Below are 25066 nucleotides of genomic sequence, written 5' to 3'. Positions count from 1 at the left end.
TACTAAGCGTTGGGATGAATCGCGCGGTAAATCAAGCTGCGCCAACCAAACTTACATGCAGTTTGGCAAATACCCAAATAGAATTATTCTTCACTGAAGTAGGGATGCAGCGTAATGCCAGAGTAGTATTTCTAATTATGTTATAATCAAAGAAATGCCTGCGGGGAAGTGCTGAAGCAATAGGCCCGGCACTTCCCCGCAGGCACTAACAAAGCCGCAATAAATCGAAACTGCGTTTTCAAAAGCGGAGGCTTTAGCGGCCAAGAAGCAGGCACTATTAGCAGCAGAAGGCTATTTGCATAGCTTCATTGGCAGCGTACGACCGTCGGTATTGTCCATGGTGCCGGAATAGCAGTCATCGGCAAGCGTGAGGTGGCAGGTGGCGCTTTCTTGCTCCCCAGTATACTCGGTCAACTCAAGCTCACCCTCGGCGGTTTCACGACCCGTCAGGCTGTAGACTTGGTCCGGGTGATTGGTATAAAAGTAAGATCCTTGTACTGTTCCATCACTTTGCCAGCGGAGACTGAAAGTCGCCGGCGCCTGACCGACGTTACCGCGCAAAACGGATGGCTGAGCCTGAGTTTCGTCCGGGGTGGTCTCCTCGGTAGTAACTGCAGTTTCGGCCATTGGCACTGAATCATCACCCTCGGCCTGCACCCCAGGCGACGGCTGTTCCGAGGGACGCAGATCGCTGCGACGTAACCAGCCGGCGGTGGTCTGACCGCTGGGGTTTGTGAACTGCGTGAACACGAAATCACCCGCTGCCTGGGTTGCCAAGAGCTGATCGCCTTTCACCAAGTACTCGCTCCGAGGGGTTGTACTCTGGGGCGTGGTGTAAAAAAACGCACGCCGGCTACTTACTTCGAACGTTTCGTTTACTGGTTGAGATGGCAGTTCAGTGCTGGTAATTGGGGCGGCCATTTCCGTCACGTAAGCCTCGCTACTAGCGCTGGCCTCCGTCTTTTCGCCGGTTAGCTTGGTAAACAGTAAATACCCGGCTAGAGCAGTGACAAGCACCAGCGCAATTTTAGTGGCCTGGTATTTAGCTGGAGGTACCGTTGGGGCTGGCTCCACGTAAGCACTGGGAGCCGCCGGCAAGGGCGCTGGGGCCTGAGCAGGGTGCTCTTCTTGCCAAGCTGCCTCAAAGTCCGGATCCTCGTCCTGCTCCTCGGGCAGCGGCGCACTTGTGGAGGAGCGACTAGTAGCGTACGGGTCGAAGTCGGGTAGACCTTGGTTGCGACGGTAAATGTTGATGCAGGTAGTGGAACAAAAGCCAAAATACTCGGGCCACATTTCACTGGTTCTGGGCATATACAACTCTTTGCACACCAAACACGGTTTGCCAAAGCCCAGATCAATCATTCCTCGATCAAGGGAACGCATTGAGCGTAACAAATCCCGGTGGGTATCTCCAATGCTCATAATGGAAGAGGTAGGGGTTAAATGGAAGGGCAGCCGTTGAGAAAACAGCCGTTGTAGTCGTCGAGCACGGCGGTAACCTGAGGCTTACAATAAATCAGGCTGCGAAGTAGAAGAGCACAGAGGAGGGCTAGTATTGAGAAGTTTAGTCAAACCCGTTATTGACGCGGAGCGACAGCTGCTAATCCTACGCTTGGACATCTGAGCAGTAAGTGCTGGAATGCTGCATCAGCCCAAGTAGCGGAACGACTTAAAGAATCGCATGAACTTCGACCCTAGTAAGTCAATGTCTTTGGGCGGACAACTAGCATGCAGTAAATACAAGCGGTCATGACTCACGTAGACGTACATCATATGATACAGGGCGACGTTGTCGTACAAGCCTGTGCCGATATAGTGAATATAGTAGGGCGTACCCGGCAGCGTTGTGCTTACGCCGCGTTTAAGCAGGCGCGCAGTACCGGAGGACTCAGCAAAGGACTGTTCAATGTCCTCGTTGGACATACTATTCATCTCGCGGGCTAAAGAGGCCGGCGTGCTACCCGCCGGTAAGACCTTGATGTTGACCAGCACGGAATTACCCAGCTTGTCTACCGCCTTGATATCAACGGTCTGGAAGGTTGCTCCTACCTTAGTAAAGCCGGCTGGCAGTTCCACACCGTATCGGTATCGGCTGCTTTGATAAGGCGTCTGACCACGGAGCAGGCCGGAAGTAAGCAGTAGCAAAGCCAGCGGGGCGAAAAAGAAACTTCTCATAGTTTGGCCGGCTTCCATTTGCGGAGGAGAAAATATGCGGACCAGAAAGCAATAAGTGTAATACCGAAAAATGCGCCAAGGGTCGGGACCGCATCATTGCTTAAGCCTTTATAGCGGAATAGTCTCACGACTCCAACCAAGATGAGGAAGGATGCAAAGACGGCTATCATACAGATAAGTTTGACTGATATAGATAGTAAGAGAATAGTGCAAACTAATATTTTCAATTTAATAGCGATTGCCTGCGCTTTCTAATAATCTGTACTGCTTGACTGTTAGTTACATTAGTTGAAATATTGGAGAAAAGTCTCTCAACAAGTCAGCCTTGTTAGGAAGGAATAACACGAATCAGCGGGTAGTCTAGCGGCACTTTTACGACTGTAAGTCTTCTTACCCTTAGTCCAGGAAGTGGTCCCTGTTTCACCGCCTTCTCCTTCTTCCAAATAAGGAACTTATCCCGTAGCGAGCTTCTGCCTTGTCAAGCGCCTCCTCTGCCTTGGACGACTCAGAAGGCGGTGGATAGCGCTCGCGTAACAAGTCGTCCAGCAAATAGTCCGGCGCATGAAAAAAGACGTCCAAACCAATGGTATCATCAAAACGGGCGCGCGCTTTAAGGGAATGCTGATACGCATTATAATACCCGGGCTTAAGGTAAACGAGCACTAAGTAGCGGCCGTCACTGAAATCATGAATGATGTTCTCCACATAGAACATAGACTCTCCAGTCACGGCTCGCAGAAAGTCCAGCTGCAGCTGTTCCCCGATTCGAGGTGTGATGGGCAGGCGGCAGCTGAGGGTCTGCGAGGCCCGCCGACCAGTCAAAATGAGTTGATGTTCTACCTGTTGCAAGACTATGGTATCCGCATCGCTTTCCAGCAGGTGCAGGTAGGCTGAATAGAATGCGTCCAGCCAGCGGCGGTACTTGGCAGGGGAAAGGCCAAGGTCTTGCTGTAATTTTTTGCCCGTGGGAATCTTTGCGTCACCCTCAAGACTGAGCAGTATTTCCGCCAGGGGCTGCCACTCCGTCTGTTGCTCAGCAAGACGGCGCAGCACCTTGGGTACTGCTAGCAAGTCACGCATCATCTCTTCCGACTTCATCGGAGGCGTTTCTACCGCCTGATAGAATTTAGGCATGGTAAAGCAGAGTTACTAGAGGGTAAAGTAGCAGGTCGCCAGGTAATTCCGCTTTGCTTTACTCCTTGTAGTAACCCGCGAAGTCAACCAGATAGATATGCCCTCGGGTAGCGGCATTCTGCCGCCAATTCTTCAGCGTGTAATCGGTGTTGTGTTTCTCATCATACTGTTGCGAATCCTGGTAGGTGTAATAGCTAACGCCGGCGACCGCCAGCCCCAGCAGCTCGTCTACCCGCGGCTCCTGCTTGAATGCCCCCGTTCGTAATTGTCCAACTTGCCAACCGTTGCACCATAGCTGCCATTCCGCCCAGGATTTTCCGGCGTAGGCCTTCTGAATCTTGACCAGCTTGACGGGGTCGCCAATCTTGATCTTGTGACGAATGAACTCATACGTTCGATCTTCCCGAGCACCCCAGGAGATAAAGAGCTTGTCCAGGCCGGGCTTGACAATCCGGCCCAAGCGTTGCTCTTTATTGGCCAGTTGGTAGGCCCGTCCTTCCAGCACGGCCGCTTCCCGGTCGTATTGAATGACGGCTAGGCGGTACCGGGCCCGGGTATAGGCCACGTACAGCAGCCGCCGCTCTTCCTCCACCACTTGGCGCAGGTTAGGTACTGGACTACCGTCCAAATTGGTGGCGAAATCGTGAAAGGATGGGGGAATGAGGACAGCGTCAAACTCCAAGCCTTTCACCTTGTGCATGGTCGTGAGCACTACTTCCCGCCGCGAGTAGCCCGGCACCAGCTCCGGCATGTGCTTCTCGTAGAGCTTCATAAAATGGCCATCATCGCTTCGGGCCATACCATCAATGAAGTCCAACAGATCTTGGTTGGTAGCGTCATCTTCCTGCTCCACCCGAAACTCCCGCACCAAGCAATGCACCAAATGAATCAGGTACTCGTCCCACGCGCCGGCAAAGCTTTGCAACGTGTCTTGTTTAGCGCGGGCAAACTCCTGCAGGTAGTTTGGGCTCAGGGGCGCTTGCGGGTTTTGCTGGTAGGGTAGTAGCAAGTGCTGGAACTCGCGCGAGGTAACCGGTGAACTGGACGCGCCTTGGATGCGCAGGGCCACATCGGGCGGAAGCGTTCGGGACTGCAGCTCGTTGAAAGCGCGGAACACTTCATCGTTGGAGCGCAGCATGATGGCCACCTGTTGGTAGCGCTTACCCGGCTCATACTCGGGTTCCAATAGTAACTCGTCGAGTTTCTTCTTCCAGTCGGCTTTGGTTTCCCGGAAGGACAGCAGCTCGCAATAGGTCGTCTCACGCGTGGGCTTTCGAATGGGCTGCAGGGGCGGAATTGAAAACCGGTCCGGGTTATTGGCCAGCAGCCGGGCCGCCGCCTGCAGGATGCCGGGATAGGAGCGGTAGTTATTACTTAAGTAATGCTTTTGGGGATGGTACAGCTCCTCAAATTCCGCGTAATAAGGATACGGGTCCACCTCTCCGCCTTCCGCTACGCGCTCGTACCCATAAATGCTTTGGTTGGGATCGCCAATAACGCAGAGCTTGGCCGAGTCAGCGGGAGCAATGGTTTTAAGCATGGCCAGGCGCTCGCCCGTGATGTCCTGAAACTCGTCCACGAACACGTATTCAATCGGCCCTAGCTGCTGGCGGATCAGGCGCGGATTGTGAGCCAGTGCCTGGGCCAACTGGGGTACCCACTGCTTGAACTCGACTCCCTCCAACTCCCCCTGCAGGCAACGGCGGCACAATCCATGGAAAGTGTACACGTGCAAGCGCTTAATCAGCTGCCCGTACCCCAACGCCCGAAACAGCGTGCTCAACCGGTCTTTGAGCTCAACCACCACGGCCCGGTTGTAGGCCAGGACCAAGATCTGATCCGGCGGGATATTATTCTTCTGGATCAGGCGAGCGACGCGTAGCGTCAGGGTGTGGGTCTTGCCGCTGCCGGGCCCAGCAATAACTTGCAGGTTATCGCTGAGTGGGGCATCATAGACCTGCCGCTGCTCCGCGCTAAGCTTTTCTTCTGCCTCCTTGAGTGCCTCCTGCCGAAAGGCTCGGAGCATGGCATGGTCAGCGCCGAGGTGATCTGCCAGCAACCCTACCAGGTCGGCACTACCCTCACAGGCAAAGTACTGCTTGATAAAGGCGTCCTGTTTCTGGTGGGGCATTGCGGCCAGGCATTCCAAAGCCAGCAGCCGGAGCTTCTTCAGTTCCGCTCCTTCCAAAAACTGCTGATGGATCTGATAGTCCCGCGAGGACTGATCTTCATAGTCCGGGACGGCTTGATCCAGCAGGTACAACTCAATACCCATGGGAATAAAGCTGCCGCTTCCTTTAAGGTAGCCCAGCGCCCGCGCCAGAAACAGTAGGTTGTCCAAATACTCTACCCCCGCTTCTTCCAGCTCTAGGGCCACCACCAGGTCGGCGTAATTGAAGGTGTGCTCTCCCGTGAGCGCCTGAGCGGTCACGTATTGCAACAGTGCCAGGAGGTGTTTTTTTAAGTCGGCCAGGGGTTTACGCCAGAAGGAGTCGTGGCGATTACCGTTATAAATCAGCTGCGTCACGCCCGGTTCGCTGCGCTCACGCCCGTTCATGACGGATTGCAGCCGGGTATTGGGCAGCAGCCGCACTAGCTTCAGGGCGAACTTAGCCCGCTTTTCCTGCCAGTCCGCGGCCAGATCCAGGGCGGTTGTCTTCTTGTCAACCGGTTTGCCTTTTTTGAGTGGGGTCCAGTAGACGTGCTTCGGCTGAAGATGCTCAGTCGCTACTTCTGCCACTAGCCGGTCCAGCTCATTGCCGTCCAAGCGGCGCTGCGTTTGCGGGGCGATGGGGGCCAACAGACGCTCCGCCAGCAGAAATACTGCCTCGACCAGTGGCAAATCCCGCTGGTTCCAGCGGGATTCCTGCCAAGCTTTGAGCTCCGCTTCCCGCAGCTGCGTCAGCTCCAAATGCAGTTTCCGGTCAATGGATATGGCCTTGATTTTCTGGGCCAGAAACAAAAACCGGAACAGCTCGGAATGCCGGCTTTTACCCGATAACGCTTTGAGCTCTTCCATGGGCATACTCACCGCGGTGGCTTCCCGGTACGTCGAGGCATGCAGCTGGGCAATAAATTGCCGCATCTGCGCCCGCTCCGATTCATCTTTTATTTTCAGGTAGTTGGGCTTCTCCAGCAAAAGCAGTGGTAGAAACGACGGGGTATAGAGGCCAAGACGAATCCGGCCCAGCAGTTCCAGCCAGTGTAGCGCTAGGCGGAACCGAACATCGTCTTCTTCTTTTTCCCCGGCATCCCGCTGCCACAAATCCAGCGGCAGCGCCAAGGGCTCGTGCACCAGGGTAGTCAGCTCCCGGTACTTCTGCGCATACTGGTGAATCAGCTGTTGCGACTTGAGCACGTACTCCCAGCTCAGGGCGGATTTGTGCTGCAGGTCGCGCAGCACCTGAAAATCCCGGCTGGCCATGACGCAAACGGCCTGAATCGGATGAGCTTCGGAGAATCCGGCTGCCTCTAGCGCCGCCCGGTTACGGCCCGCCCGGCCTACCTCCTGCAGGAAGTCCTCAAAGGCGGAAGAGGGACCCAGGTGATAGACGTAATGGATGTTGCGGATATCCATGCCCATACCGAAGGCCTTGGTTGCCACCAACACCACCGTTTCACCCGTCTGATAGGCAGCATACTTACGCTCCCGATCGAAGCCATCCAGCCCGGCGTGGAAATAGTCAATCTGTTCGGCCCAGGGCAGCTTTGCGGCGGCGGCTAGTTCGCTAAGCTGCTGAACTGCTTCTTCGGCCCGGCGCCGGGTCCGCACGAAAATAAGTACCCGGCTCACGCTTGGATCGAAGGACTGCTCCTGCAAGTTCCGCACGACGGTTTCCGCCTGCTGAGCTTCTTCCTTGACCCGCTCAAAGCTCATGCGGATGTGCTCCCGCACCGGATTGTAGGCTAATTCTCCTGGGCGCTCTATCATACAAATAGCTGCGTAAACTCCTGATAGATTTTTTCTGAGACGGTGGCCGAAAACAAGAGCACCGGAAATCGGCGGGGGCTTGCTTCCCGGAAGCGCTGAACAGCCTTCCCGGAATACAGGTAGTCAGGCCGGAACTCGTGCCCCCATTGCGAAATGCAATGGGCTTCATCGTACACGGCGTACTCCAAGCCTTGATCGTTGTTAAAGCGCTGCAGGAAGGCTTTGGTGAACGCTCCGCTGCGGAAGCGCTCCGGAGTGATAAACAACAGGGAAATCTCCCCGCCCGCCAGCCGGCGATAAATCTGCGGCAGCTCATCCCGCTTATCCTGGTTGATGTACTCTACGCTGCTGTAAAAGCCAAGCTTCCACAAAGCATTTACCTGGTCTTCCATCAAGGCCTTAAGGGGCGTGACAACAATGGTCAACCGGTTGGTAAAGGCGCTGCGGTACAGGGCCGGGGCCTGGAACAGCAGGGACTTGCCCCCGCCCGTGGGCAGGGAGACCAGTAAGTCCGTCTGGGCGGGCAGGATTTTATTGAGATAGGGCTGCTGATGATCATACCAGGAATGACCATTTAAAAAGACGTTACTCAACAAGGTTTTGGCAGCTTCCAGATCCAGCGAAAACTCCTGTTCCGGCCGAGCACTCAGCAGTACCTGGTCGATCGTCTGCGCGGCAGCGAGGTATTCCTCCTCGGTGGCCCAGGGAGCGTCCGTGAAGTACTTCTGCATCTGCCAGGACTGCTCCAGGGCGGGAAAGTCACCGAGGCGAGGGTCCAGCAGCCAGAGGTGGTTGTCCGCGTGGTTGTCCAGGAGCTGGGAGCGCAGCTGCTGCACTAGGGGCTGCTGCAGCTTCAACAGGAAAAACAGGTCCCGCTCGAGTACATCCTCCACGCCGCTGCTTTCTGCGGAACTGCTTCCTGCGGAACTGTGCTCCGAAGAGCCAGCGGATTCGCTTGTCTCCACGTCCCGGGATTGCAGCCGTGCTCGGTCGAACAATTGGGACCCCCGGGCCAGAAAATAGTTTTCAAGTAGGTTGAAGCTTTCTAGTACAAGCTGAACCGGTCCCAGGTAATTAGCTTCCACCACGGCTGCTGCCTGGTTGACCGGCACAATCAGGAGCCGCCGGCCCGAGCCGTACTGGTGCAGCAGCTCCAGGCGACGACCCAGCGCGGCTTCCCGCCGCGGGATAAAAAATCCTTGCCCGCGGAAATACGCCTCCAAGGGCTCTACTTCCTCGGCCCGTTGCAGCAGCAAGATCAGGGGGGAGAAGCTGCTGCGCTCCAGGACTTCCTTCACCAGAATGGCTTGGAGTAGCCAATAGCGAGAACGGTAGATGGTTTCCGGGTTGAAGGGCGTAATGCCTAGCCGTCGCTGCAGCGGCAGCTGGGCCAGCCCCAGCCACGTTACCTGCTGACGAGCAAATAAGCGCTCCGCTCCGCTCACTACGTGCCTGCGCGACGGGGCCAGGGAAGAAAGGAGCGCTTCCCAGTCAAAGCTGCCCCAGATACGAAACTGGCCGTACAGGTGCTTTTCCAGCCACAGATTGGTGTAGGCATCAGGGACCTGCGCCCCAAGCTCCGCCGCCTGATCAGGGCGCAGGGCTACGAAGCTCTGGCCCCCGGAAAATTTAATCCATGCCGGCCGGGTGGCCGGGCTGGCCAGCACATCGGCGGTGGCCAGCTCCCGCAACAATCGCTTGCGGCCCAGCGTGATAAGGTCAGGCTCCAGGACGATCACTGCCAGGTCTGACTGACTCTGTAGCTCGGGCAGGTGCGCCAGCAGCTGTTCGGCACTCAGGCAGATTCGCAGGCCATCCTGCCACAACGGTGTTGCCGGGGCGTGATAACACTGGTTAAAGTCCACGATTGCCTGCAGGCGGTGCCGGAGGGCCGGCGCCATATTAGCCGGCCGGGGGGGGATCTGGGCTTGCCGACAATGCCGGAAGAAGCGTTCCGCAATAACGCGCTCAGCGGGGTGGTGCACCAGCTGTGCGGTGACTAACTCCTGCATCACCGGCCGATAAGAAGCTGGTGTGGCGTCTGACTCCCAAAAGTGCATGCTGGGCTCGGTTCGCACCTCGTGCCAAAGCGCGGTGGGAGCCAGCACGAGTGTGCGGGGGGAGGGATTTTGTTGTAACTGCTCCTGCAGCAACCGCTGTCGCGTGGAGGGCTGTGGCTGTGGTCGCAAGTAGCTCGCCGCTTCCTCCCGCAAATCAGCCGGGGATTGCCACGCTTCCTGCGGCAGTTGCCGCAACTGAGTCAGGGTACTCATTACTACCGCGCTGAATAGGGGGGATAGCTCCTCCCATTCTGCTGGGGAAAGCAACAGCACCCGTCTTACCTGGGTTAGGAAAAGCTTCAGGGCAATTTCCGCGTCCGCTTGCGCCTGGTGAGCAGTGCGCAGAGCCAGCACCTGCCAGTCCACGTTCAGCGCCAGCTCGACGATGAGCGTGTCCCACAGGTAGTCTGCTTGCAGCTCCACGTCGTGCTCCGCCAGTACGGGGGCGTCGAAATCAGCAAGGTTATGGCCGACGAGCAGGTACGGAGCGCTGTCGGCCACTCGGGTGCGCAGCTGCTGCACTTGTTCTTCCACGGCGGCATCTCCCCGGCCCGTGTGCCACGCACCCGGCCGGCCCCAGGCAATTTCGTGGATGACTTCCCGGTCGCTCTCCAGATCAAGGCCCAACGCGGAGAAAGCCGTGAGCAGTTGCTCGTCCCGACCGGCCCGTACTCTATTGAGCAGCAGCGGGCTGTTGGCCGGCGTTAGCCACTGACTTACCGTCAGCAGCTCTTCGTCCGTGAGTTGGGCCGCTACCATATCCTGAGCCGGTGGCGGCAGCACGTTGAACTGCGCAAGGGCGGCCGCCCGCGGAAACGGACAATATTGTTGCTCTTCCAACCACACGGCCAAATGCGCGGAGGCGGGAAGCGCCGCAAAAAGCTGTTGCTCGAGCTCCGAGGCAGTCTCCCCCGTGGCCGTGCGAGCCATGCGGCGACGCTGATGGAATACCTCCACGTCGGTGGTGGTACCGGCTCGTTGCAGCCACTGGGCGATGACTTCGTTGTATATCTCAGGGTGCGTGTTGGACAGGAGATCCTTAAGCTTGGCCAGGTCGGCGGCCAGCTTTTCCCCGTCCTGCTGGGGCAGACAGGCCAAGCATAGCCCGACCAGGGTGTGGTGCGACGTACTGGTCCACCACGTTGCAGCGGCTTCGGACGCGGCCAGCAGGTCAGCTAAGGGAGTTGCTACGGCCAGGTGGTTAGCCAAGGGCGACTGGTAGTACAGCCAGAGTTGCCAGGCATATACTGGCGTCGCTCGATGCAGAATCGTTTGCACCGCCTGGGCAAGTAAGGCCGGCAGCTGCTGGCCGATTTCGGTCAGTGCCTGGATGGCCGGATCCCACGATTCAATATCCGTGACCGGGCGAATGCGGCTTAGCAGCTCCAGCACAGTTTCGGCCCGGGCCTCTTCGGGCAGCACGCGTAGCAGCGTGAGAAGAGTATCCACGTCCACGTGCTGCTGCACCCGGTGCAGCAACGCCAGGTTATGGCTGAGGGGACGCGCCCAACGAACTTCCAGGGTGCCCGGCTTCTTTCGGCTGGGGCCTTCCGCATACAGCACCCACTCCTTTTCCGTGGGCAGGGTGCCGAAGGCGGAGAAATGCCAAAACAGCTTTTCGCTCGCTCCGTTTCTTCGCAGAAAACCAAAGCCCCGCTCTTCGATCACGTCAACTACCTGCCCCAGATACAGCTCATCATCCGCCGGTTGCTTGGCCGCGGCATTCTTCGGTTTAGTACCACGATTCTGACTTGCTGCTTTAAGTGGTTGGGTGGCCTGGGTGGTGTGGGCGGTCTGGGTGACCTCTTTTTCGCCGGCCGCCGGTGTGGGACTTAACAGGCTTTGCGTCTCGGCAAGCAGCTCCAAGTTGATCGTGAGCTTGCTGGAAGGAGCGGGAGACTCATTTGAGGTCAGCTCCGTCACGATGGCATTATCCGGTAGGGTACTAGTATCCGGATGGGAAATGCCGAGCTCATCACTCAATAGGGTTAGCCAGGCCGGCGGAGCCGTCTTGACAAACTTTAGCTGCGCTTTTATTCCGTGCTTGCCCAGAATATCTTCCAGCTGCTTGGGGCTGATTTTATAGTACTGATAGACTTTTGCAAGCTGCATAATAAGATTGACCGGGTAGAAATGCGCGTAGTGCCAAAGAGAGCCAAGTTAGGGCGCTTTTTCGTCCAATTTTCGTCAGCATAGAAATTATATCGTAGGCTCAAAGGTCTTCTGGCCAGCCCTAGCCTGATTTTCAGTACAATCGGTTTACATCGCGGCATGAGCGCGGATTACGAGGATCAGCCGGATAATTATCTATTCTTGCGAGAACGGCGGGCCGCTACATCCGGAACTGGCGCGGACGCTTTGGTTACTCCGTAGGCGGAATGCAACCAGGCACGCAGCGACTCCTCGTCCAACTGCCGCTCCAGGGAGTGGGTGAGCTTGTTCTCGAAGCGGGCCCGGGCTAGCAGTAGCTGGTAGTAGGGATCGTATCGGCCGGCGGCCAGCTGCAGGTACACGGTAATCTTTCCTTCCTGGTATTCGGAGGTAATGTTCTCCACGAAGTAGGTGTCGCGCCCGGTGACAGCCCAGAGAAAATCAAGTTCCACATTCTCGCCCACCTGTGGAACGCGGGCCAGCTGACACCAGACCAGCTGGTTCTGGTGCTGACCCGGGATGATAAAGCAGTGCGTGACTTCTGGGCAGCGGATAACCGTTTTCTCGGCCGCTAAAGCATCCAGAAAAGCCTGATACAGCAGTTCCAGGGTTGGCCGGAAGCGAGCCGGCTTGAGGTGGGCTCGCTGCTGCAGCAGCGCAATAGTAGGAGGTTGATCGGGATTTTCCCAAGTTAGGAGCGCGGCCAGCAACGAGTCATACGGTTGCGGGTGCCCCTTCAAGCCCACTAGGGCCAGCGGGGCGCGCAGCAAATCCCGCAACAGGTCCCGGCTGGGCAGAGATGCTATCTCCCGCTGATCATAGTACTTTGGCATGGGTTTACGTGCTTGAAATGACCTTTTACTATCGTTTAAAGTCCAGATGAACTATCCCAGCCTGTTGCGACCGACATCACAGGAGAACTTTACCTTGTCCAGCGGACCACTAGCAGTTCCTAAAGTTGAGCTGGCCTTGCGCCGCTGGGCTGGAGCACCGGTAGCTAGCACGTTTGGCGGCAAGGCGCTTATCGACTTTGCCGGCTGGCTCCTCTTCGCGGAACTGTGCGTCTACGAGTTGCTGCGGCTATCCGGCTGGGAGGCCCAGTGGGTGTAAACGTACGGAGCCCCGGCCGTGAAGCCACACCACTGCACAGCGTGGGCGGATGAGCAGGTGGGAATGCAACAGCACGATCCAATCACCCAGCCGTGGGTCATTGATACGTTGGGGAGCATAGCTGCGGCGAATGCAAATAGCTATGCCGGCTGCTGGGATGTGGTCGGCTGGAACGGAGTAGACCTCCTATTTGCTGAGCTCAAGCGCCGCAAAAAGGACCGGGTGCGATCCACGCAGCACCGTTGGTTAGAGGCGGGCCTTCAAGCGGGCCTGAAGCCCTAGAACTTCTTGCCGGTGGAATGGACTTCGCTGATTGAGCGTGTTACGCTCGCCATTGCCGGATGGCCGTGTCCAGGCTCTGCACGGATTGACCGTTAGCAAGCGGCTGGCTGAGGGTGCGCACCTGATAGGATCGTACGTAAGCGGTTCCTGACCCAGCAGTCGGCAGAAAGTGACGATATTCGTCTTGGCTAATGTGCTCCAAACAGCCATCCGTGCTCCGTAAGAAACTCGCGGTAAGAAACAGGTCGAGGTGGCGCGCATAGCTTCGTTTGCGGACAACACTGAATCGGTTGAGTAGGGACGAAGAAGGCATATTGATTGAACCAGGAAGAAACTTACTGGCAAAAATTGAGGCCTTGCATAACAAAGCAAATTGCACGATACTGAAATGGCGGCTTGCCTAAGTTCTCTGGCTTAAGATTGACTATGACAGCGTTCATGCTGCTTTGCTCAGCATAGTAGCGATCTACATCAGCGTTCGCCGATTTCTCGGGTATGTAGCCCATTAAGAAAGCGTATAGCATTCCAAAGCTTGTGATCTCGATCTTGGAGGACGAGAAAACATAGAAGTTGGTCAAGTGCTTAACCCGAGGATTAAATTCTAGGCCGATATACATCTTGTTGTAATTAAACCAGAGAATACTATCCCCAGAAACTCCTGAGACTGGATCTGGAAGGTATCTGAGGTTTGATGCGCGCTCATCTGCCAACAGCTGATTACGAATGGCTAGGAAGCCCTTAGGATTGCAGTAGTTTTCCAGAATATATATCGGACAAAACACTTCAAACTCCTCAATCAAAGCTTTATCAGATGACGAGGAGCTCTGGGCATGTGTTTGACCGCAAGCCAGCAGCAGACAAAGCAGCAGTACAATTTTTTTCATCGGTTAGCGGCACAGTATTTTAACTCGGTCACAGGCTGTGTGACCATCCATTGAACAGGCTTTGTTGAAATCAGCATAGGCCTCCACCTCGCTACCAAGGCTAAGCTGACAAGTGCCTCGGTAAAAGTAGAGGTAGGCATCCGGCGACGATTGGATAGCTTCGTTATAGTGCTTAATGGCCTGCGCATAGTTTTTAAGACCTTGGTATACACGTCCTTTGAAGTAGGCGATTTGTGAATAATTGAATGCCAATTGGCCTGTTTTGGCGGTAGTTGTCTGATAGCTTGCATAAGCATTATCAAGCTTATTCACGTAAGTCAGCCCTTCATCCCAGCTGGTCAGGCGAATGCTGACCAGAGTTAAATTGGTGAGCGAAGTCAAGTAGTTAAGGGTTCTATTGCTGTAGAGAAGCTCATGAAAATCAGTGGGTACGATCGGCTGCTCGAAGTACTCGGAAGCCGATAAGAAGTGCTGTTTGGCGCGTTGAAAGTCATTTACCCGCAAGGCCAACAGTCCGAGTGTGTTTTGGGTCTCAGCAATTAACCGGGCACGCGTGTCCGTTCGGGGAAGGGAAGTTGCTCGAGTCAGGATAGCTTCTAGTGTTTGCTTGAGTGGCGGCAGCCATATTGCTTCTTCATTGGGAACTGCCTCCAGCCGAGCTAAATGATACTTAGCGAAAGCAAGCGCGCTTTGATCATCCAGTGACCCAACCAACTCCGGCTGCATCAGCCTATGCTGGTACTTATGCATGATGCTGGCAGCCGTAGGATTTCTCGACGAGCTATAGTAGTTGGCAAGCTCTAATACGTAGGCAATGTCTTTGGTGAGCGAATATGCGTACTCAATTGCCTGAGCATATCTGTCTCCGTATCCGTCGGCCAGGAACATAGCTCCCAACTCGTACGCCAGCATAGAGTCAGATGAAAATCGGATGGCTTGTTGATAAAAGCTAACGGCTTGATCTAGCTCTCGCTTGTCATGGGTGACAAGAAAGCGATCAAACTTACTGCGTGCCATTGAAACGAGGTAAGGCACGCTGGTCAAATTCAGCTTAACGTCTTTTGTTAGATTCTCTAAAAGCTGATTTCCTTCATCATTTTTGGAAGACTCTACCCCGGAGCAAACGGCTTTGATGCGTTGGACCTTTTTAGGATGGGTAGAATTAGGATCCTTATCGTCCGGAAAGTCGCGTAAAACTGCTTCTACTTGCGCACTGGCCAGCCCGTAGGTGCCCAGCACATAGCCAGCAAATCGATCGGCTGCTAACTCGACCTCACGCTGCTCTGCTGGCTGTCGGGCAGGGCCGTTGGTGTGGCCCAATAAATGATGCCCTACTTCATGAGCAATTACTAAGAGATGAAGCCAGTCACTGCTACCAACTTTCATGCTTTCAATCCACTCAACATCGAGTAAGACGTAAGGCACGCCCGCTTGCTTTAAAGCAATAGCATTGTTCAAGCCGTAACAGGTCTTCACTACGAACTGACGGGTAGGCGCCTTTACCCGGGCGAGCATATGCTGCACGACCATATTGGCGTTGATATTATTCTCGTAGTGCGTATAGCCCTGCAGGCAGTCCGTTATGTCAGTCTCCTGCGAGTTGAGAGCACAGACACTCTGTGCCGTTACTAGTCTTGAGCTGAACAGGCATAGAACGCCTAAAAGCCACTTAGCTGCTCTGTGCAAAATTGATTGTGCGTATGTAAAACCCTAAATTCACGTATCACTCAAATGGGATCGAACAAAGCCCATTGCATCGAGGCTATCCTTGCAAAGCTATTGCACCCTGGGCTCATAATAGGCAGCCATAGGGAATTTTTGTCAGCTATGGTTAGCGGAGATAAACCTCAGCATCGATCCCGTTTAATTTTAATGTCAAGCATACAGGCAAAGCTTATGAGAGAGTGCAGCTGGCTGCGAGAGTGAGCGCGTATGCTGTAACCAAATTAGCAGCTGCCGAATTGCTGTGGTGTCCAGGTCACGCAACGGATAATGCCGCTGCTCATTCCTCCCCACCGGCGTAGCGGCTAATGTTGGGACAGCGCCCGGCCACGGGAGCTTCCCCGACCAGATTTGTGTACAAGTCCGCCAATAAAGTATCGATGGCTTGAGGGGTACGGGGGAGCTGCAAATGCGCAAAAGCGTGCCCCAACTCTTGCCATGCATAAGGGCTGCCCTAAAGCCCCCACTACCCGAGTGCTGGATAGAATACACGTTTAGGTCAAGAAAATCTATAAACAAAATATGAAAAAAGGATAGCGCAATAGGTCGGATGTAGTCCACCGTAAGCGGCATTGCAATTCGCGTTCAGGACAGTGTTCCGGTGGGTAAACGGACAAGACCTGGCGCAAGAACGCAGCGAGTAGTATCTGCGCGTTGACTGCGGCGAATGGTCCTAGAAAGTCGAACTCCGAAAACCTCGCTCAAGACTCCATGCGGCTGCGAAAGAACTGGCTCGTCTCTTCATCTTCAAAGTACACGTAGCATCCTTTCATACCGCGGGTCATCAATACCTTGTAGGTATTGCGGAAGAACTCCACCCGCTCCTGATCGGTGAGCCGGCTCTGTTTCAGCGAGCTGTCGTGCGTCGCCTGGCTGTTGGCTACCCAGGACTGCTGGGCAAACCGGTAGGTCAGGTCACGGCCCACGATGACGCCCACGTAGTCAAACTCGAAGCCCTGAGCGGTAAAGACGCACCCCACCTGCTCAAAGCCGCCCGGCTCGGTGGCCCAAAGTGAGGATTTGGGAATTCCGGGAGCCAGGCGCTTCTTGGTTGACTTGGCATTCCACGGTCGTCGGTAGCTGATGCCCGGCTGCTCAATTACCACATCCTCCACCAGGTAGCCTTCATCAGTTGGCTCGGACCAAGGCCAGCAGAAGCCAGCGACCATGCGCGCCGTGTGTCCCTGCTGCAGCTGCACCTGCAGCAACTCCTCCACCGCCATGGGCGTGGGCAGGATCCGGAAATCATAGCCCTCACCCGTGCCCCAGAGTACGTTGGCGGTCCGCTTGATGCCCAACGTGTTATCGAGCCAGTTGATAAAGCCCGAGGAGCCACTGCAGCGAAACTGAGCCTCCAACTCGTGCTCCTTCACCACGGCCCCCGCTTGCTCGGCTTGCTGGCGCAGCATGGCGTAGGAGCCGATCTCGCCGGGGCGCACCCGCTGGAAGTCGTCGAGAAAAAACACCGTGACCAGGGTCGCGCGCAGCAGCTCCTGCACTTGGCTCAGCCCGCTGCGCTTATCCGTCGCCGTATACCGGTCCACGCTGGTGGAGCGGATGCGGTGGGCCTCGTCGCAGAGCAGTACGTCCAGCGCGTTCTCCGGGGCGGTGGCGTAGGCATTAAAGTAGGTGAAGAAGGAGCGACCCCGCCAGCCGAATTTGTCGCGCAGCGTCTCAGTAAAGGCCTTAGAACCGGTAGCATAATGGGCTTTGTAGCCCTGACTCATCAGATCGGCCAGCAGGTTGAGGGCCACGACCGACTTGCCCGTACCGGGGCCACCCTTGACCAGGATGGCCGTTTTCTGGCCCGACTCGCGCGCGGCCAGCACGGCGGCAAACACCTGGTCGTAGACGAGCATCTGCTCATCCAGGAGCACGTAGGTCGCGTCCGTATCGATGAGGCTGACCACGTGATCCAGCAGCTTCTTGCTGGGTGCGTAGCGTCCCTGCTCAATGCGCCGCAGGGGCTCCAGGCCCTGCCCACCGCCCAAGCGCCGCTGCAAAAAGTTGCCCAGCTCGGCGCGCTGCTGCTGGCCAAACACCGGGAAAGATTCCAGCAGGCGATCAAACTTAGGCGCCAGCACCGCGTCAGCGGCTCCGAAGTGGTAGTTGTGCAGGTAGGAGCAGGCGTGCAGCTTGATGCGGTCGGACTCGCCGTTGAAGGCCGTGTGCACTTCGCGCAGGTAGCTGCGGTACTGGCCCACCTGCGCCGAGGGGTGCAGCACATCCTTTTTGGCGCCGTCCAGCCAGGTAACCACCTCGTGCTGGCCCGCCGACGGCTCCGTGCGCGACCACTGTTTGAGCTCAATGATAACGGCCCGCGGCTCCTGGCGGCTGTCCGTGCCGCAGATCAGGCAATCCAGTCGCTTGGAGGTCAGGGGCAGCTGGTATTCTAGCAGCACGCCGTGGTCTAGCAGGCCGGCCTGCTGGAATACCTCACTGACGGCCTGCAGGCTGTTCTGCCAGGACAGGATCTCACCTTCTCGGGCCTGGTCGCGGTACTGCTCAAAGTAGGCCTGCTTGAGCAGGCCCACGATAGCCTGGTGGGCGGTGGCCGTGATAAAATCGGCGGAGCTGCCGGCGTACAGTCGCATTAGGTAGGATCGGGTAGGTTGTGTAATTCAGAAAGGGGCAGGTACTCATCGCTCGACTCCCGTAGGTAGGCCAGCTGGCTGCGCAGCGCGTCGGCGGGCGGCAGCTCCAGCAGCGCATCGCTGACGAAAAAGACTGATTTGGCGCGGGCCCGGCTCAAAGCCACGTTCAGGCGGTTGGGCAGCAGCAGAAAGCGGCGGACCAGGCGCAGGTACTCGGGGCTGTTGGCGGCGAAGGAAACCAGAATCAGCTCTACACTGGCTCCCTGCACCCGCTCGACGGTATCGACAATGAGCTCTTTGGGTACAGTGTCCAGGCGTAGGCGCAACGCTTGCCGGATAGCCAGGACCTGCCGGCGGAAGGGCGCCACCACCGCGATCTCCCGGGCCGGCAGTCCGGCCGCCAGGCTGGTGGCCACTAATTCCGCAACGGCCTGCGCTTCGGGTAGGTTTTCCTGCGCACAAGCTTCCTCGGTGGCATTGTTTACCCAGACCAGGGAGGCATCCGGGCGGAGTACCCGAACGATGGGGGCGGGAGTTGTCGCTGGCAGCGCCAAACGCAGCCGGTGGCCCTGGGCGGCGGGCGCCGATTTAAGAAAGGAGGTCGGCGTGTCGGCGTTCCGGTAGTAGAGCGTCCCGATAAGGCTGCTCAGCGGCGCATTCAGCCGATAGGTGGTGTCGAGGGCTACTACCGCTTCGGGCTGCAGCTGCCGGACCTGCTCAAACAGGGAGCGGGACAGTGGGTCGCTGACTAGGTCGGGGTGGTAGATGGGCGGCATCTGGGCGTCATCCCCGAAGAGCAGGACCGAGCCCGCCCCGAGTGAGCCCACTGCCAGCCCGTAGGTAAGCGGAATCTGGCCGGCCTCGTCCACGAGCACGACCGTGGGCGCAAAGCCCGTCGCCCGCAGCCCCAGATGCACCAGGGCGGCGTAGTAGGACATGCCAATCACGCAGAACTCCGGGCGCTTCTTTTGCTTGTAGAGCCGCTGAAACTCGGCGTACGGCAAGCTGGGAATGGACTCGTCCAGGCCTTCGGCTTTGAGCACTTCGCCAATTTTGAATACACTCAGCTGCGAATCCAGGGCGCGGATGGCGTTCAGGCAGTTGTTGACGGCCTGGTGGGTGTGGGCCAGCACTACGATGCGCTGCTTTTTGCGGGCCAGCTGTTGGGCCGTGAGTGCCAGCACGTGGGTTTTACCCGTGCCGGGCGGACCCTGCACGGCCAGCAGGGAGGGCCGGCGCACGCCCCGACGTACTACCCCTCGCTGCGACTCGTTGAGCTGGCCGGCCACGGCCGCCAGTTGCGCCTCACTGAGCTCCAAGCCCCCGAACTGCTGGGGGTTGATCTTACGAACGCCCCAGAGCAGATCCAAAAAAGCCGCGCCGGGCGCGCCCGGTTCCAGCCGGCGCACCGCCTGAATGATGGGATCCAGCAGCTGGCTCTTGTTGGACTGCAGCACGATCTGCGTATCCGGCCGCACGTCGAAGTAGGTGTGCAGTAGCACCAGGATCTCGCTGAAGCCGTTTTCGGCAATGGTGGCCGTACTCCAGTGCCCGTCTAGGCTGATTTCCACCCAGTCGCCGGGCTTCCAGCGCGTGAGGTTTTCCTCGCAGGCCAGCAATACCTCCACGCCCTCCTGGCGCAGCACCCGCAGGTTCACGACGGCCAGGCCGCGCTGCACCCGCTCGGGAAGGCCCAGGGCGTCGATTTGCCGAATATCAGCCTCCACCAACGCCTTTTCCCGCTCCAGATAAGTTAGTAGCTCAGTGGTCTGCATCGGAGAGTAGCTGCTGCAGGTGAGCGCGGGTGGGCTCGTCCTGCACGTACAGGTAGACGCCCTTGGTGGCGCGGGTCAGTAGAATGCGGTAGCCTTTGAGCACGGCCAGTAGCAACTTGTCTAGGCCATCGGCTTGCTTCAACGCTTTCTTGGACTTGGTGCTGGCAAATGCCGTTTCGTGCACGTGCTCCGGATCAACCATCCAGCGATCCTGTCGCCACACTAGGTCTTTTAGCCAAAGCAGGCCGATGTAGTCGAAATCAAAGCCCCGTACCACGTACGGGCAGCCCACTTCCGCGAGCGGGTTTTCGTGCATTTTGGAGCCTTCTGGGGCCTGCACGTACAGCGTATAGTCTTCGGCGGGGGCGTAGTTCCACGGGCGGGTCCAGAGGTGACCTTTTCCCGTTTTATCCCTGTATAGTAAGCGAAAGTCTTGGCTGAATTTCGACAGGGTATGCACATCCGCGGCCTTTTTGGTTTTCCACTCCACTGAGTAGCTAGATAGTAGCCGCACCAAATGGCCCTGCTGGTGATGAGCAGTTAGTACCTGATCTAGTTCATGGGGGGTATCGATCAACTGCAGTCCGAAGGGTGCATCCGGCCTGGTGGGTGTCTTGCGCCAGTCCAGGGTAGTCGGTTCGTCGTGAATACCGAACAAGCCTTCCATCCACGCCACGTACTCGGTGGAGCCGCCGCAGCGGTACTGGGCCCCACTTAAATCCACGGTGTGCACCTGCGCCCCGAAGTCTTGGGCAAAGCGCTCCAGGTCGGCTGGGGTGGTGGTTTCGTTGTCGCGGTAGCTCTGCTTGGCATCCAGCAGGAACACGCTGACTTGGGAGCAGCGCATGATGTGCCAGGCCTGGGGGCCGGCTTGCAAACACCAGCCGGCGGAGAAGCCGATGTCGTGCCCCTCGGGGTTGATGAGGGCGTGCGCTTCGTCGACCACCGAGAGGAAGTTCATGTTATCGGGTGTCTTGAAGTCCCCGATCTGTTGCGCGAGCACTTCCAGATTCTGCCGCCACGAAGCCGGCTTCATCGTGTAGCCTTCCCCTTGCAGCTGCTTAACTAGCTTACCGTAGAGGCCGGGGTTGAACTGGTTGGCGGGCAGCACGTGGTACTGGGCCCCGGTGATGTTGCTGGCGGCGTCGAACACGTGCTTCATGTTCGTTTTCTGCGAGCTAGAGGTGGTCACAAAGGCCACGTTGCCGCGCGCGTTGTGGCGCAGGGCGGCCTCCACCCACAGGTTGGTGGCCAGGGCCGACTTGCCCGAACCGGGCGGACCCAGCACCAGCACCACGTGCTTCTGCTCCGGCTGCTGGCTGGCCTGCTCGATGGTTTGAAGGGCCAACTCGTAGCCCAGGCGCTGCTTGTCCAGCAGCTCAAAGGGCCGGGAAGATGTATTGCGCAAAGAGCTGGCGACCTGCCGCAGCATGTTGCGGTCCTGCTTGTAGGTGCCGCGCTCGAAGTCGAGGGCAAACTGCTCGTCGGCTGCCTGCAGCAGGCCCGCCAGGTGGCCAGCGAGCGTGCCCACGTCCTTGCCGGCACTGAATACTGGGTAGGTGCTGGTCAGGGTGGTGTGGGGCGGCTGGGTGTAGGCCGCCACGCTAGTGGTGGTCGTGAAGTACACGCAGCCATTTACCTGGGCCTGGTAGGCGTGCACGGCCGAGTGGAAGCGCTGGCAGTAGAGGGTATAGCCGCGCACCTGATCGGAGGGGTGCAGGCGATCCTGGCCGTGGTGGCGAATCAGGGCCTCACTGGCGCCCGGCTCGTCATCCTTGGTGTCCCAGTCCTTGAGCTCGACGATGACGACTTGTGCCTGGCCCTGGGCATTGCGCCCGAGCAGCACGACGTCGCACCAGGCCGAAGCCGCGGGCAGCTTGTATTCCAGCGTAACGCTACCCAAATACAGGTGGGCGCCTTTAATTTTTTGATTGAGCTGTTGGGCTTGAGCCAGCACCACGGACATGCGAGGTAAGGACTTTTGCCAGGCTTGCCGTTCGGCAGGCGTGTCGCGGCCCGTAGTATACATGAGCTCGTCAATCAACCCATTCATGTCGGACTCTACGCGGTCGCAGAAAGTATCAATAGTAAATATCACGTCAACTGTAATGCAAGAGAATGGGCGTTTAAGTTAGGCAAAGAATCTCCTTGTTAACCATTACCGAATGGGTCTAGGCTTTATTGATTGTAGAAATGCTCCTAGCTTTCACACTATCTGACCACACCAATAAAAAAATGCATCTCACGAAAGACTGTAAGTACATATCTTGTTAACCCAATTAACAGCACACTACCTACGAAACACTTTTACCTTCTCAATCCATGGTCTTTATTACCCCCCCAAACCCACCCTCTGACATCATTGCTTTAGGCGTTTATCACCCATACCGCGGTGGGAGCAATCCAGCGTTTGATAAGTTTAGCAGCCTTATATTAAGCTTGAAAAACCAGAATTCAGAGGGTCTGATTCATTTCCTAGACCAACTAGCTCCGCTTTTCCGGACTGACATTGCTATTGCGGTGGTTCCTTCACACGATCCAGCCAAGACCACTTCAGGCATGAAAATCCTAGCTAAAGCTCTGGTGAATAATACAACGCGAATTGACGCGGTGGACTGTTTGCGGCGTGTGGTTAAAGTTGAAAAGCTGGCCACTGGCGGCAACCGCAGCGTACAAAAGCACTTAGACTCCATTCAAGTACAGCAACCTGAACTAATCGAGGGACGAGCGGTATTACTACTAGATGATGTGACCACCACTCATAACTCGCTCATAGCTTGCCGCACCCTACTCCTGAATGCAGGGGCTGCGTCTGTGCAGGCATATGCTCTGGCTCAAACCCAATGAGAATCCTACGCCATGAAAACTGAATATATCTTAACCCTACTTAAAACGCCTAGAATCGGCCGTAAAACAGCGGAGTCAATCCTAGCCAGTTGCCCTGATAATCCTTATCGTATTGCAGAACTGTTAGACTGTTTTCACGCTGCTCGCAAGCAAAAGCCAAGTATTCCAATCCCTACTCTTGAGGACTTACACATAGCCCACGAGAAGGCATTAACAGTGCTGAGTAAGTGCGACCAGTATGGCGTGGAAGTGCTCTCAGTGGATGACAAGCATTATCCAAGCCGGTACCGTAATATGCCGGATAGGCCTTTATTGGTCTACGCCAAAGGCAATGTACAGTCGCTAAACGCGGAGCATTCAGTTGCCATCATTGGAACCAGGGAGCCCAGTGCTTTTGGCAACAAAGCTGGCTACCGGCTAGCTCAGCTGTTTGCTGAGCAAAACTTTACGGTTATCAGTGGCCTGGCCACTGGGTGTGATACCATTGCTCACCGGGCCTGTTTAGACGCCGGTGGACAAACCGTGGCTGTGCTCGCAAGTGGAGTAGATTACATTTATCCCAAAGAAAACAGGAGATTAGCCCAAGAGATCCTTGAAACTAATGGGTGTTTAATTTCTGAATACGAGGTCGGGACGAAACCCCAACCCGTCTTTTTTGTCGATCGTGACCGTTTGCAAAGTGGTCTCAGCGATGCAGTTATCGTTATTGAAACTGATATCAAAGGCGGTACCATGCACACGGTTAAGTTTTCTCAGCAGCAAGACCGTTATTTAGCGTGCCTCTCACACCCGGCCCAATACCGCAACCACAACAAGGCGCAGGGTAACAACATGCTTATCGAAGAAAAGAAAGCATTCCCATTAGGCAGTAGCGAAGAAATCAGTCGATTTAGAAACCTCCTAATGCATGGTCGTTACGAGGAATCCAATGCAATACCGGCAGTTGGCAACGACACTACGTCTACTAAAGTATCTGCAAGTTCAAATCCCTCACAGCTCCCTGCAGCTCGCGCTGGGGGCGAGTACGAGTATCATCCGGCACCAGGCACCCAGTTCAAGATTTTTTAAGATGTATCTGATTTTTGACCTCGACCAAACCCTACTTGATTCAAGTATCGCAGAAGTACATCGCAAAAACCGGCAGTGGGGGAATGTATATCCATTAATCCCCCAGATGGAAGTGTATGACGGCATTGAAGAAATCTTCGCGCACATTCGCCAGTCCGACACGAAAGTCGCCATTGTTACATCATCGCCTGGCACGTACTGCAGTCGTGTTATTCAGCATCACAAATGGCCTGTCCCTGTGACGGTATGCTTTCATGATACGGCCTTACGCAAACCCCACCCGGCTCCAATTCAGCTGGCCTTACAGCGTCTAGGCAACCCCCCACCCGACCAAGTTTACTCGTTTGGTGACATGGCTACGGACATTACTGCCTCCAATGCAGCAGGTGTACATAGTGCAGCGTGCCTATGGGGTAGCAACGACCCTGCAGCCCTGGCAGCAGCGCGTCCAGAATTCACTTTCAATACTCCACATGAAGTAGTGGCTTTCTTGGATAATCTACGCGCTTAGCGCCATTACATTAGGCAGCCAATATCACAAGTGGTCAATGAAGCAAATAGGGAAGGTTAAGTTCTTTGCTGAAGATAAAGGGTTCGGGTTCATTACCTGTGAAGGTATAGATGTCTTTATACATCAGTCTGTTTCTAAACAGCTAAGGCTTAAAGAAGGGGACTGGGTTGTCTGTTCCTACGAACCTTCTCGCAAACATGTAGGGAAGTATACCGCTGTTAGTGTGGCAACCTTGAATGAGGAAAAGGAATTCCTAAAACAGAGTTTCCAATCACTGCCAGAAGCGCAGCGCAAAATGCTGTTCCAAACACTGCCAGTGCTTATTGATGAAATACTCACCGCACACTTTGACGATGGCATCACGCAGCAAGTCAATTCGGAAGTAGAGCAACAAGTACGTTCATTTGACTTAGATACAGTAATTGGTAGTATTACTGGATGTATCTACACATCCCGACGGAAGAAGCCTGGTGACGATGATAGTTTTAGCGCTTCGGTAGGAGTAGGAGCAGCAAAGACAGAGGACGCTTACATCGACAATATTATGCCTCGTTATAGTGAAGTGTCTTACAGCGACCACGGTTTTTATTCGTGTTATTCGATGGAGGATGACTATAATCGGGATTATCGTGCTGCTGATGAAGCGCGCCTACCAACTCTGGTCGAGGAGGTGAAGCAGAAGTTTAGGTTAGCGTACAATCATGAGGATCACCACAAGTATCTAGTCGTTGCTAAGTTGGAAGCAATCAAACAGCAGGCTAGACGAGACTTATTCGTTCACGGTACTACCAAGCCAACCTTTTCATGAGATTAGTTCAAAGC

The 25066-nt window shown here is 56.0% G+C and carries 16 protein-coding genes; 5 read left to right on the top strand and 11 right to left on the bottom strand.

All coding sequences use genetic code 11. The features are described 5' to 3' along the window. Window positions 1-291 precede the first annotated feature (291 nt). The 6 genes from ACN19L_RS20345 to ACN19L_RS20320 all read right to left on the bottom strand — a co-directional run bounded on the left by ACN19L_RS20345 (window position 292) and on the right by ACN19L_RS20320 (window position 12284). The gene (locus ACN19L_RS20345; RefSeq protein ID WP_426491280.1) at window positions 292-1422 is read right to left on the bottom strand and encodes a hypothetical protein; all 1131 of its coding nucleotides are present in this window, start codon (window positions 1420-1422) and stop codon (window positions 292-294) included. Window positions 1423-1647: 225 nt separating this feature from the next. Further along, entirely contained in the window at window positions 1648-2193 is a 546-nt protein-coding gene (locus ACN19L_RS20340; protein WP_426491279.1) for a PsbP-related protein, read from the bottom strand. 402 nt (window positions 2194-2595) lie between these two features. After that, window positions 2596-3309: a hypothetical protein gene (locus ACN19L_RS20335; protein WP_426491278.1), complete on the bottom strand. Its 714-nt coding sequence runs from the start codon at window positions 3307-3309 to the stop codon at window positions 2596-2598. A 58-nt stretch (window positions 3310-3367) separates the two neighbouring features. Next, window positions 3368-7240, bottom strand: coding sequence for a UvrD-helicase domain-containing protein (locus ACN19L_RS20330; RefSeq protein WP_426491277.1), 3873 nt, complete (start codon window positions 7238-7240; stop codon window positions 3368-3370). Further along, window positions 7237-11412, bottom strand: a complete 4176-nt coding sequence (locus ACN19L_RS20325) for a DEAD/DEAH box helicase (RefSeq protein ID WP_426491276.1) — start codon at window positions 11410-11412, stop codon at window positions 7237-7239. The genes ACN19L_RS20330 and ACN19L_RS20325 overlap by 4 nt, the downstream gene beginning before the upstream one ends. A gap of 191 nt (window positions 11413-11603) precedes the next feature. Next, the gene (locus ACN19L_RS20320; protein WP_426491275.1) at window positions 11604-12284 is read right to left on the bottom strand and encodes a hypothetical protein; all 681 of its coding nucleotides are present in this window, start codon (window positions 12282-12284) and stop codon (window positions 11604-11606) included. A 46-nt stretch (window positions 12285-12330) separates the two neighbouring features. On the opposite strand from ACN19L_RS20320, the gene ACN19L_RS20315 reads away from it, so the two are divergent. Next, window positions 12331-12561 (top strand): hypothetical protein, encoded by a 231-nt coding sequence (locus tag ACN19L_RS20315; protein WP_426491274.1) that lies wholly within the window; start codon window positions 12331-12333, stop codon window positions 12559-12561. A gap of 617 nt (window positions 12562-13178) precedes the next feature. Here ACN19L_RS20315 and ACN19L_RS20310 read toward each other — a convergent pair. From ACN19L_RS20310 to ACN19L_RS20290, 5 genes are all read right to left on the bottom strand, one after another. After that, window positions 13179-13727 carry a hypothetical protein gene (locus ACN19L_RS20310; protein ID WP_426491273.1) on the bottom strand — a complete coding sequence of 183 codons (549 nt, stop codon included), beginning with the start codon at window positions 13725-13727 and terminating at the stop codon, window positions 13179-13181. 3 nt (window positions 13728-13730) lie between these two features. Further along, the gene (locus ACN19L_RS20305; protein ID WP_426491272.1) at window positions 13731-15185 is read right to left on the bottom strand and encodes a tetratricopeptide repeat protein; all 1455 of its coding nucleotides are present in this window, start codon (window positions 15183-15185) and stop codon (window positions 13731-13733) included. A 965-nt stretch (window positions 15186-16150) separates the two neighbouring features. Next, window positions 16151-18043: a DUF2075 domain-containing protein gene (locus tag ACN19L_RS20300; RefSeq protein WP_426491271.1), complete on the bottom strand. Its 1893-nt coding sequence runs from the start codon at window positions 18041-18043 to the stop codon at window positions 16151-16153. Continuing rightward, window positions 18043-19818, bottom strand: a complete 1776-nt coding sequence (locus ACN19L_RS20295) for a DEAD/DEAH box helicase (RefSeq protein WP_426491270.1) — start codon at window positions 19816-19818, stop codon at window positions 18043-18045. The genes ACN19L_RS20300 and ACN19L_RS20295 overlap by 1 nt, the downstream gene beginning before the upstream one ends. Then, on the bottom strand, window positions 19805-21916 hold the full coding sequence (locus tag ACN19L_RS20290; RefSeq protein WP_426491269.1) for a DNA/RNA helicase domain-containing protein: 2112 nt from the start codon (window positions 21914-21916) through the stop codon (window positions 19805-19807). The genes ACN19L_RS20295 and ACN19L_RS20290 overlap by 14 nt, the downstream gene beginning before the upstream one ends. A 224-nt stretch (window positions 21917-22140) precedes the next feature. Here ACN19L_RS20290 and ACN19L_RS20285 point away from each other — a divergent pair, with 224 nt between their 5' ends. The 4 genes from ACN19L_RS20285 to ACN19L_RS20270 are packed head-to-tail and all read left to right on the top strand — an operon-like array spanning window position 22141 to window position 25052. Continuing rightward, on the top strand, window positions 22141-22665 hold the full coding sequence (locus ACN19L_RS20285; protein WP_426491268.1) for a ComF family protein: 525 nt from the start codon (window positions 22141-22143) through the stop codon (window positions 22663-22665). A gap of 12 nt (window positions 22666-22677) precedes the next feature. Next, window positions 22678-23733: a DNA-processing protein DprA gene (locus tag ACN19L_RS20280; RefSeq protein WP_426491267.1), complete on the top strand. Its 1056-nt coding sequence runs from the start codon at window positions 22678-22680 to the stop codon at window positions 23731-23733. Between the two features lies 1 nt (window position 23734). After that, window positions 23735-24244: an HAD family hydrolase gene (locus ACN19L_RS20275; RefSeq protein WP_426491266.1), complete on the top strand. Its 510-nt coding sequence runs from the start codon at window positions 23735-23737 to the stop codon at window positions 24242-24244. Between the two features lie 37 nt (window positions 24245-24281). Beyond that, on the top strand, window positions 24282-25052 hold the full coding sequence (locus tag ACN19L_RS20270) for a cold shock domain-containing protein (RefSeq protein ID WP_426491265.1): 771 nt from the start codon (window positions 24282-24284) through the stop codon (window positions 25050-25052). The last annotated feature ends 14 nt before the right edge of the window (window positions 25053-25066 follow it).

The organism is Hymenobacter sp. 102, assembly GCF_049949205.1.
Lineage (GTDB): Bacteria > Bacteroidota > Bacteroidia > Cytophagales > Hymenobacteraceae > Hymenobacter.
This window is presented reverse-complemented; position numbering and strand designations above follow the sequence as displayed.

Bases quoted from the DNA above. Each gene is read 5' to 3' on its own strand.
- ACN19L_RS20345 (WP_426491280.1), bottom strand. From the start codon at position 1,422: ATGAGCATTGGAGATACCCACCGGGATTTGTTACGCTCAATGCGTTCC.
- ACN19L_RS20340 (WP_426491279.1), bottom strand. From the start codon at position 2,193: ATGGAAGCCGGCCAAACTATGAGAAGTTTCTTTTTCGCCCCGCTGGCT.
- ACN19L_RS20335 (WP_426491278.1), bottom strand. From the start codon at position 3,309: ATGCCTAAATTCTATCAGGCGGTAGAAACGCCTCCGATGAAGTCGGAA.
- ACN19L_RS20330 (WP_426491277.1), bottom strand. From the start codon at position 7,240: ATGATAGAGCGCCCAGGAGAATTAGCCTACAATCCGGTGCGGGAGCAC.
- ACN19L_RS20325 (WP_426491276.1), bottom strand. From the start codon at position 11,412: ATGCAGCTTGCAAAAGTCTATCAGTACTATAAAATCAGCCCCAAGCAG.
- ACN19L_RS20320 (WP_426491275.1), bottom strand. From the start codon at position 12,284: ATGCCAAAGTACTATGATCAGCGGGAGATAGCATCTCTGCCCAGCCGG.
- ACN19L_RS20315 (WP_426491274.1), top strand. From the start codon at position 12,331: ATGAACTATCCCAGCCTGTTGCGACCGACATCACAGGAGAACTTTACC.
- ACN19L_RS20310 (WP_426491273.1), bottom strand. From the start codon at position 13,727: ATGAAAAAAATTGTACTGCTGCTTTGTCTGCTGCTGGCTTGCGGTCAA.
- ACN19L_RS20300 (WP_426491271.1), bottom strand. From the start codon at position 18,043: ATGCGACTGTACGCCGGCAGCTCCGCCGATTTTATCACGGCCACCGCC.
- ACN19L_RS20295 (WP_426491270.1), bottom strand. From the start codon at position 19,818: ATGCAGACCACTGAGCTACTAACTTATCTGGAGCGGGAAAAGGCGTTG.
- ACN19L_RS20285 (WP_426491268.1), top strand. From the start codon at position 22,141: ATGGTCTTTATTACCCCCCCAAACCCACCCTCTGACATCATTGCTTTA.
- ACN19L_RS20280 (WP_426491267.1), top strand. From the start codon at position 22,678: ATGAAAACTGAATATATCTTAACCCTACTTAAAACGCCTAGAATCGGC.
- ACN19L_RS20275 (WP_426491266.1), top strand. From the start codon at position 23,735: ATGTATCTGATTTTTGACCTCGACCAAACCCTACTTGATTCAAGTATC.
- ACN19L_RS20270 (WP_426491265.1), top strand. From the start codon at position 24,282: ATGAAGCAAATAGGGAAGGTTAAGTTCTTTGCTGAAGATAAAGGGTTC.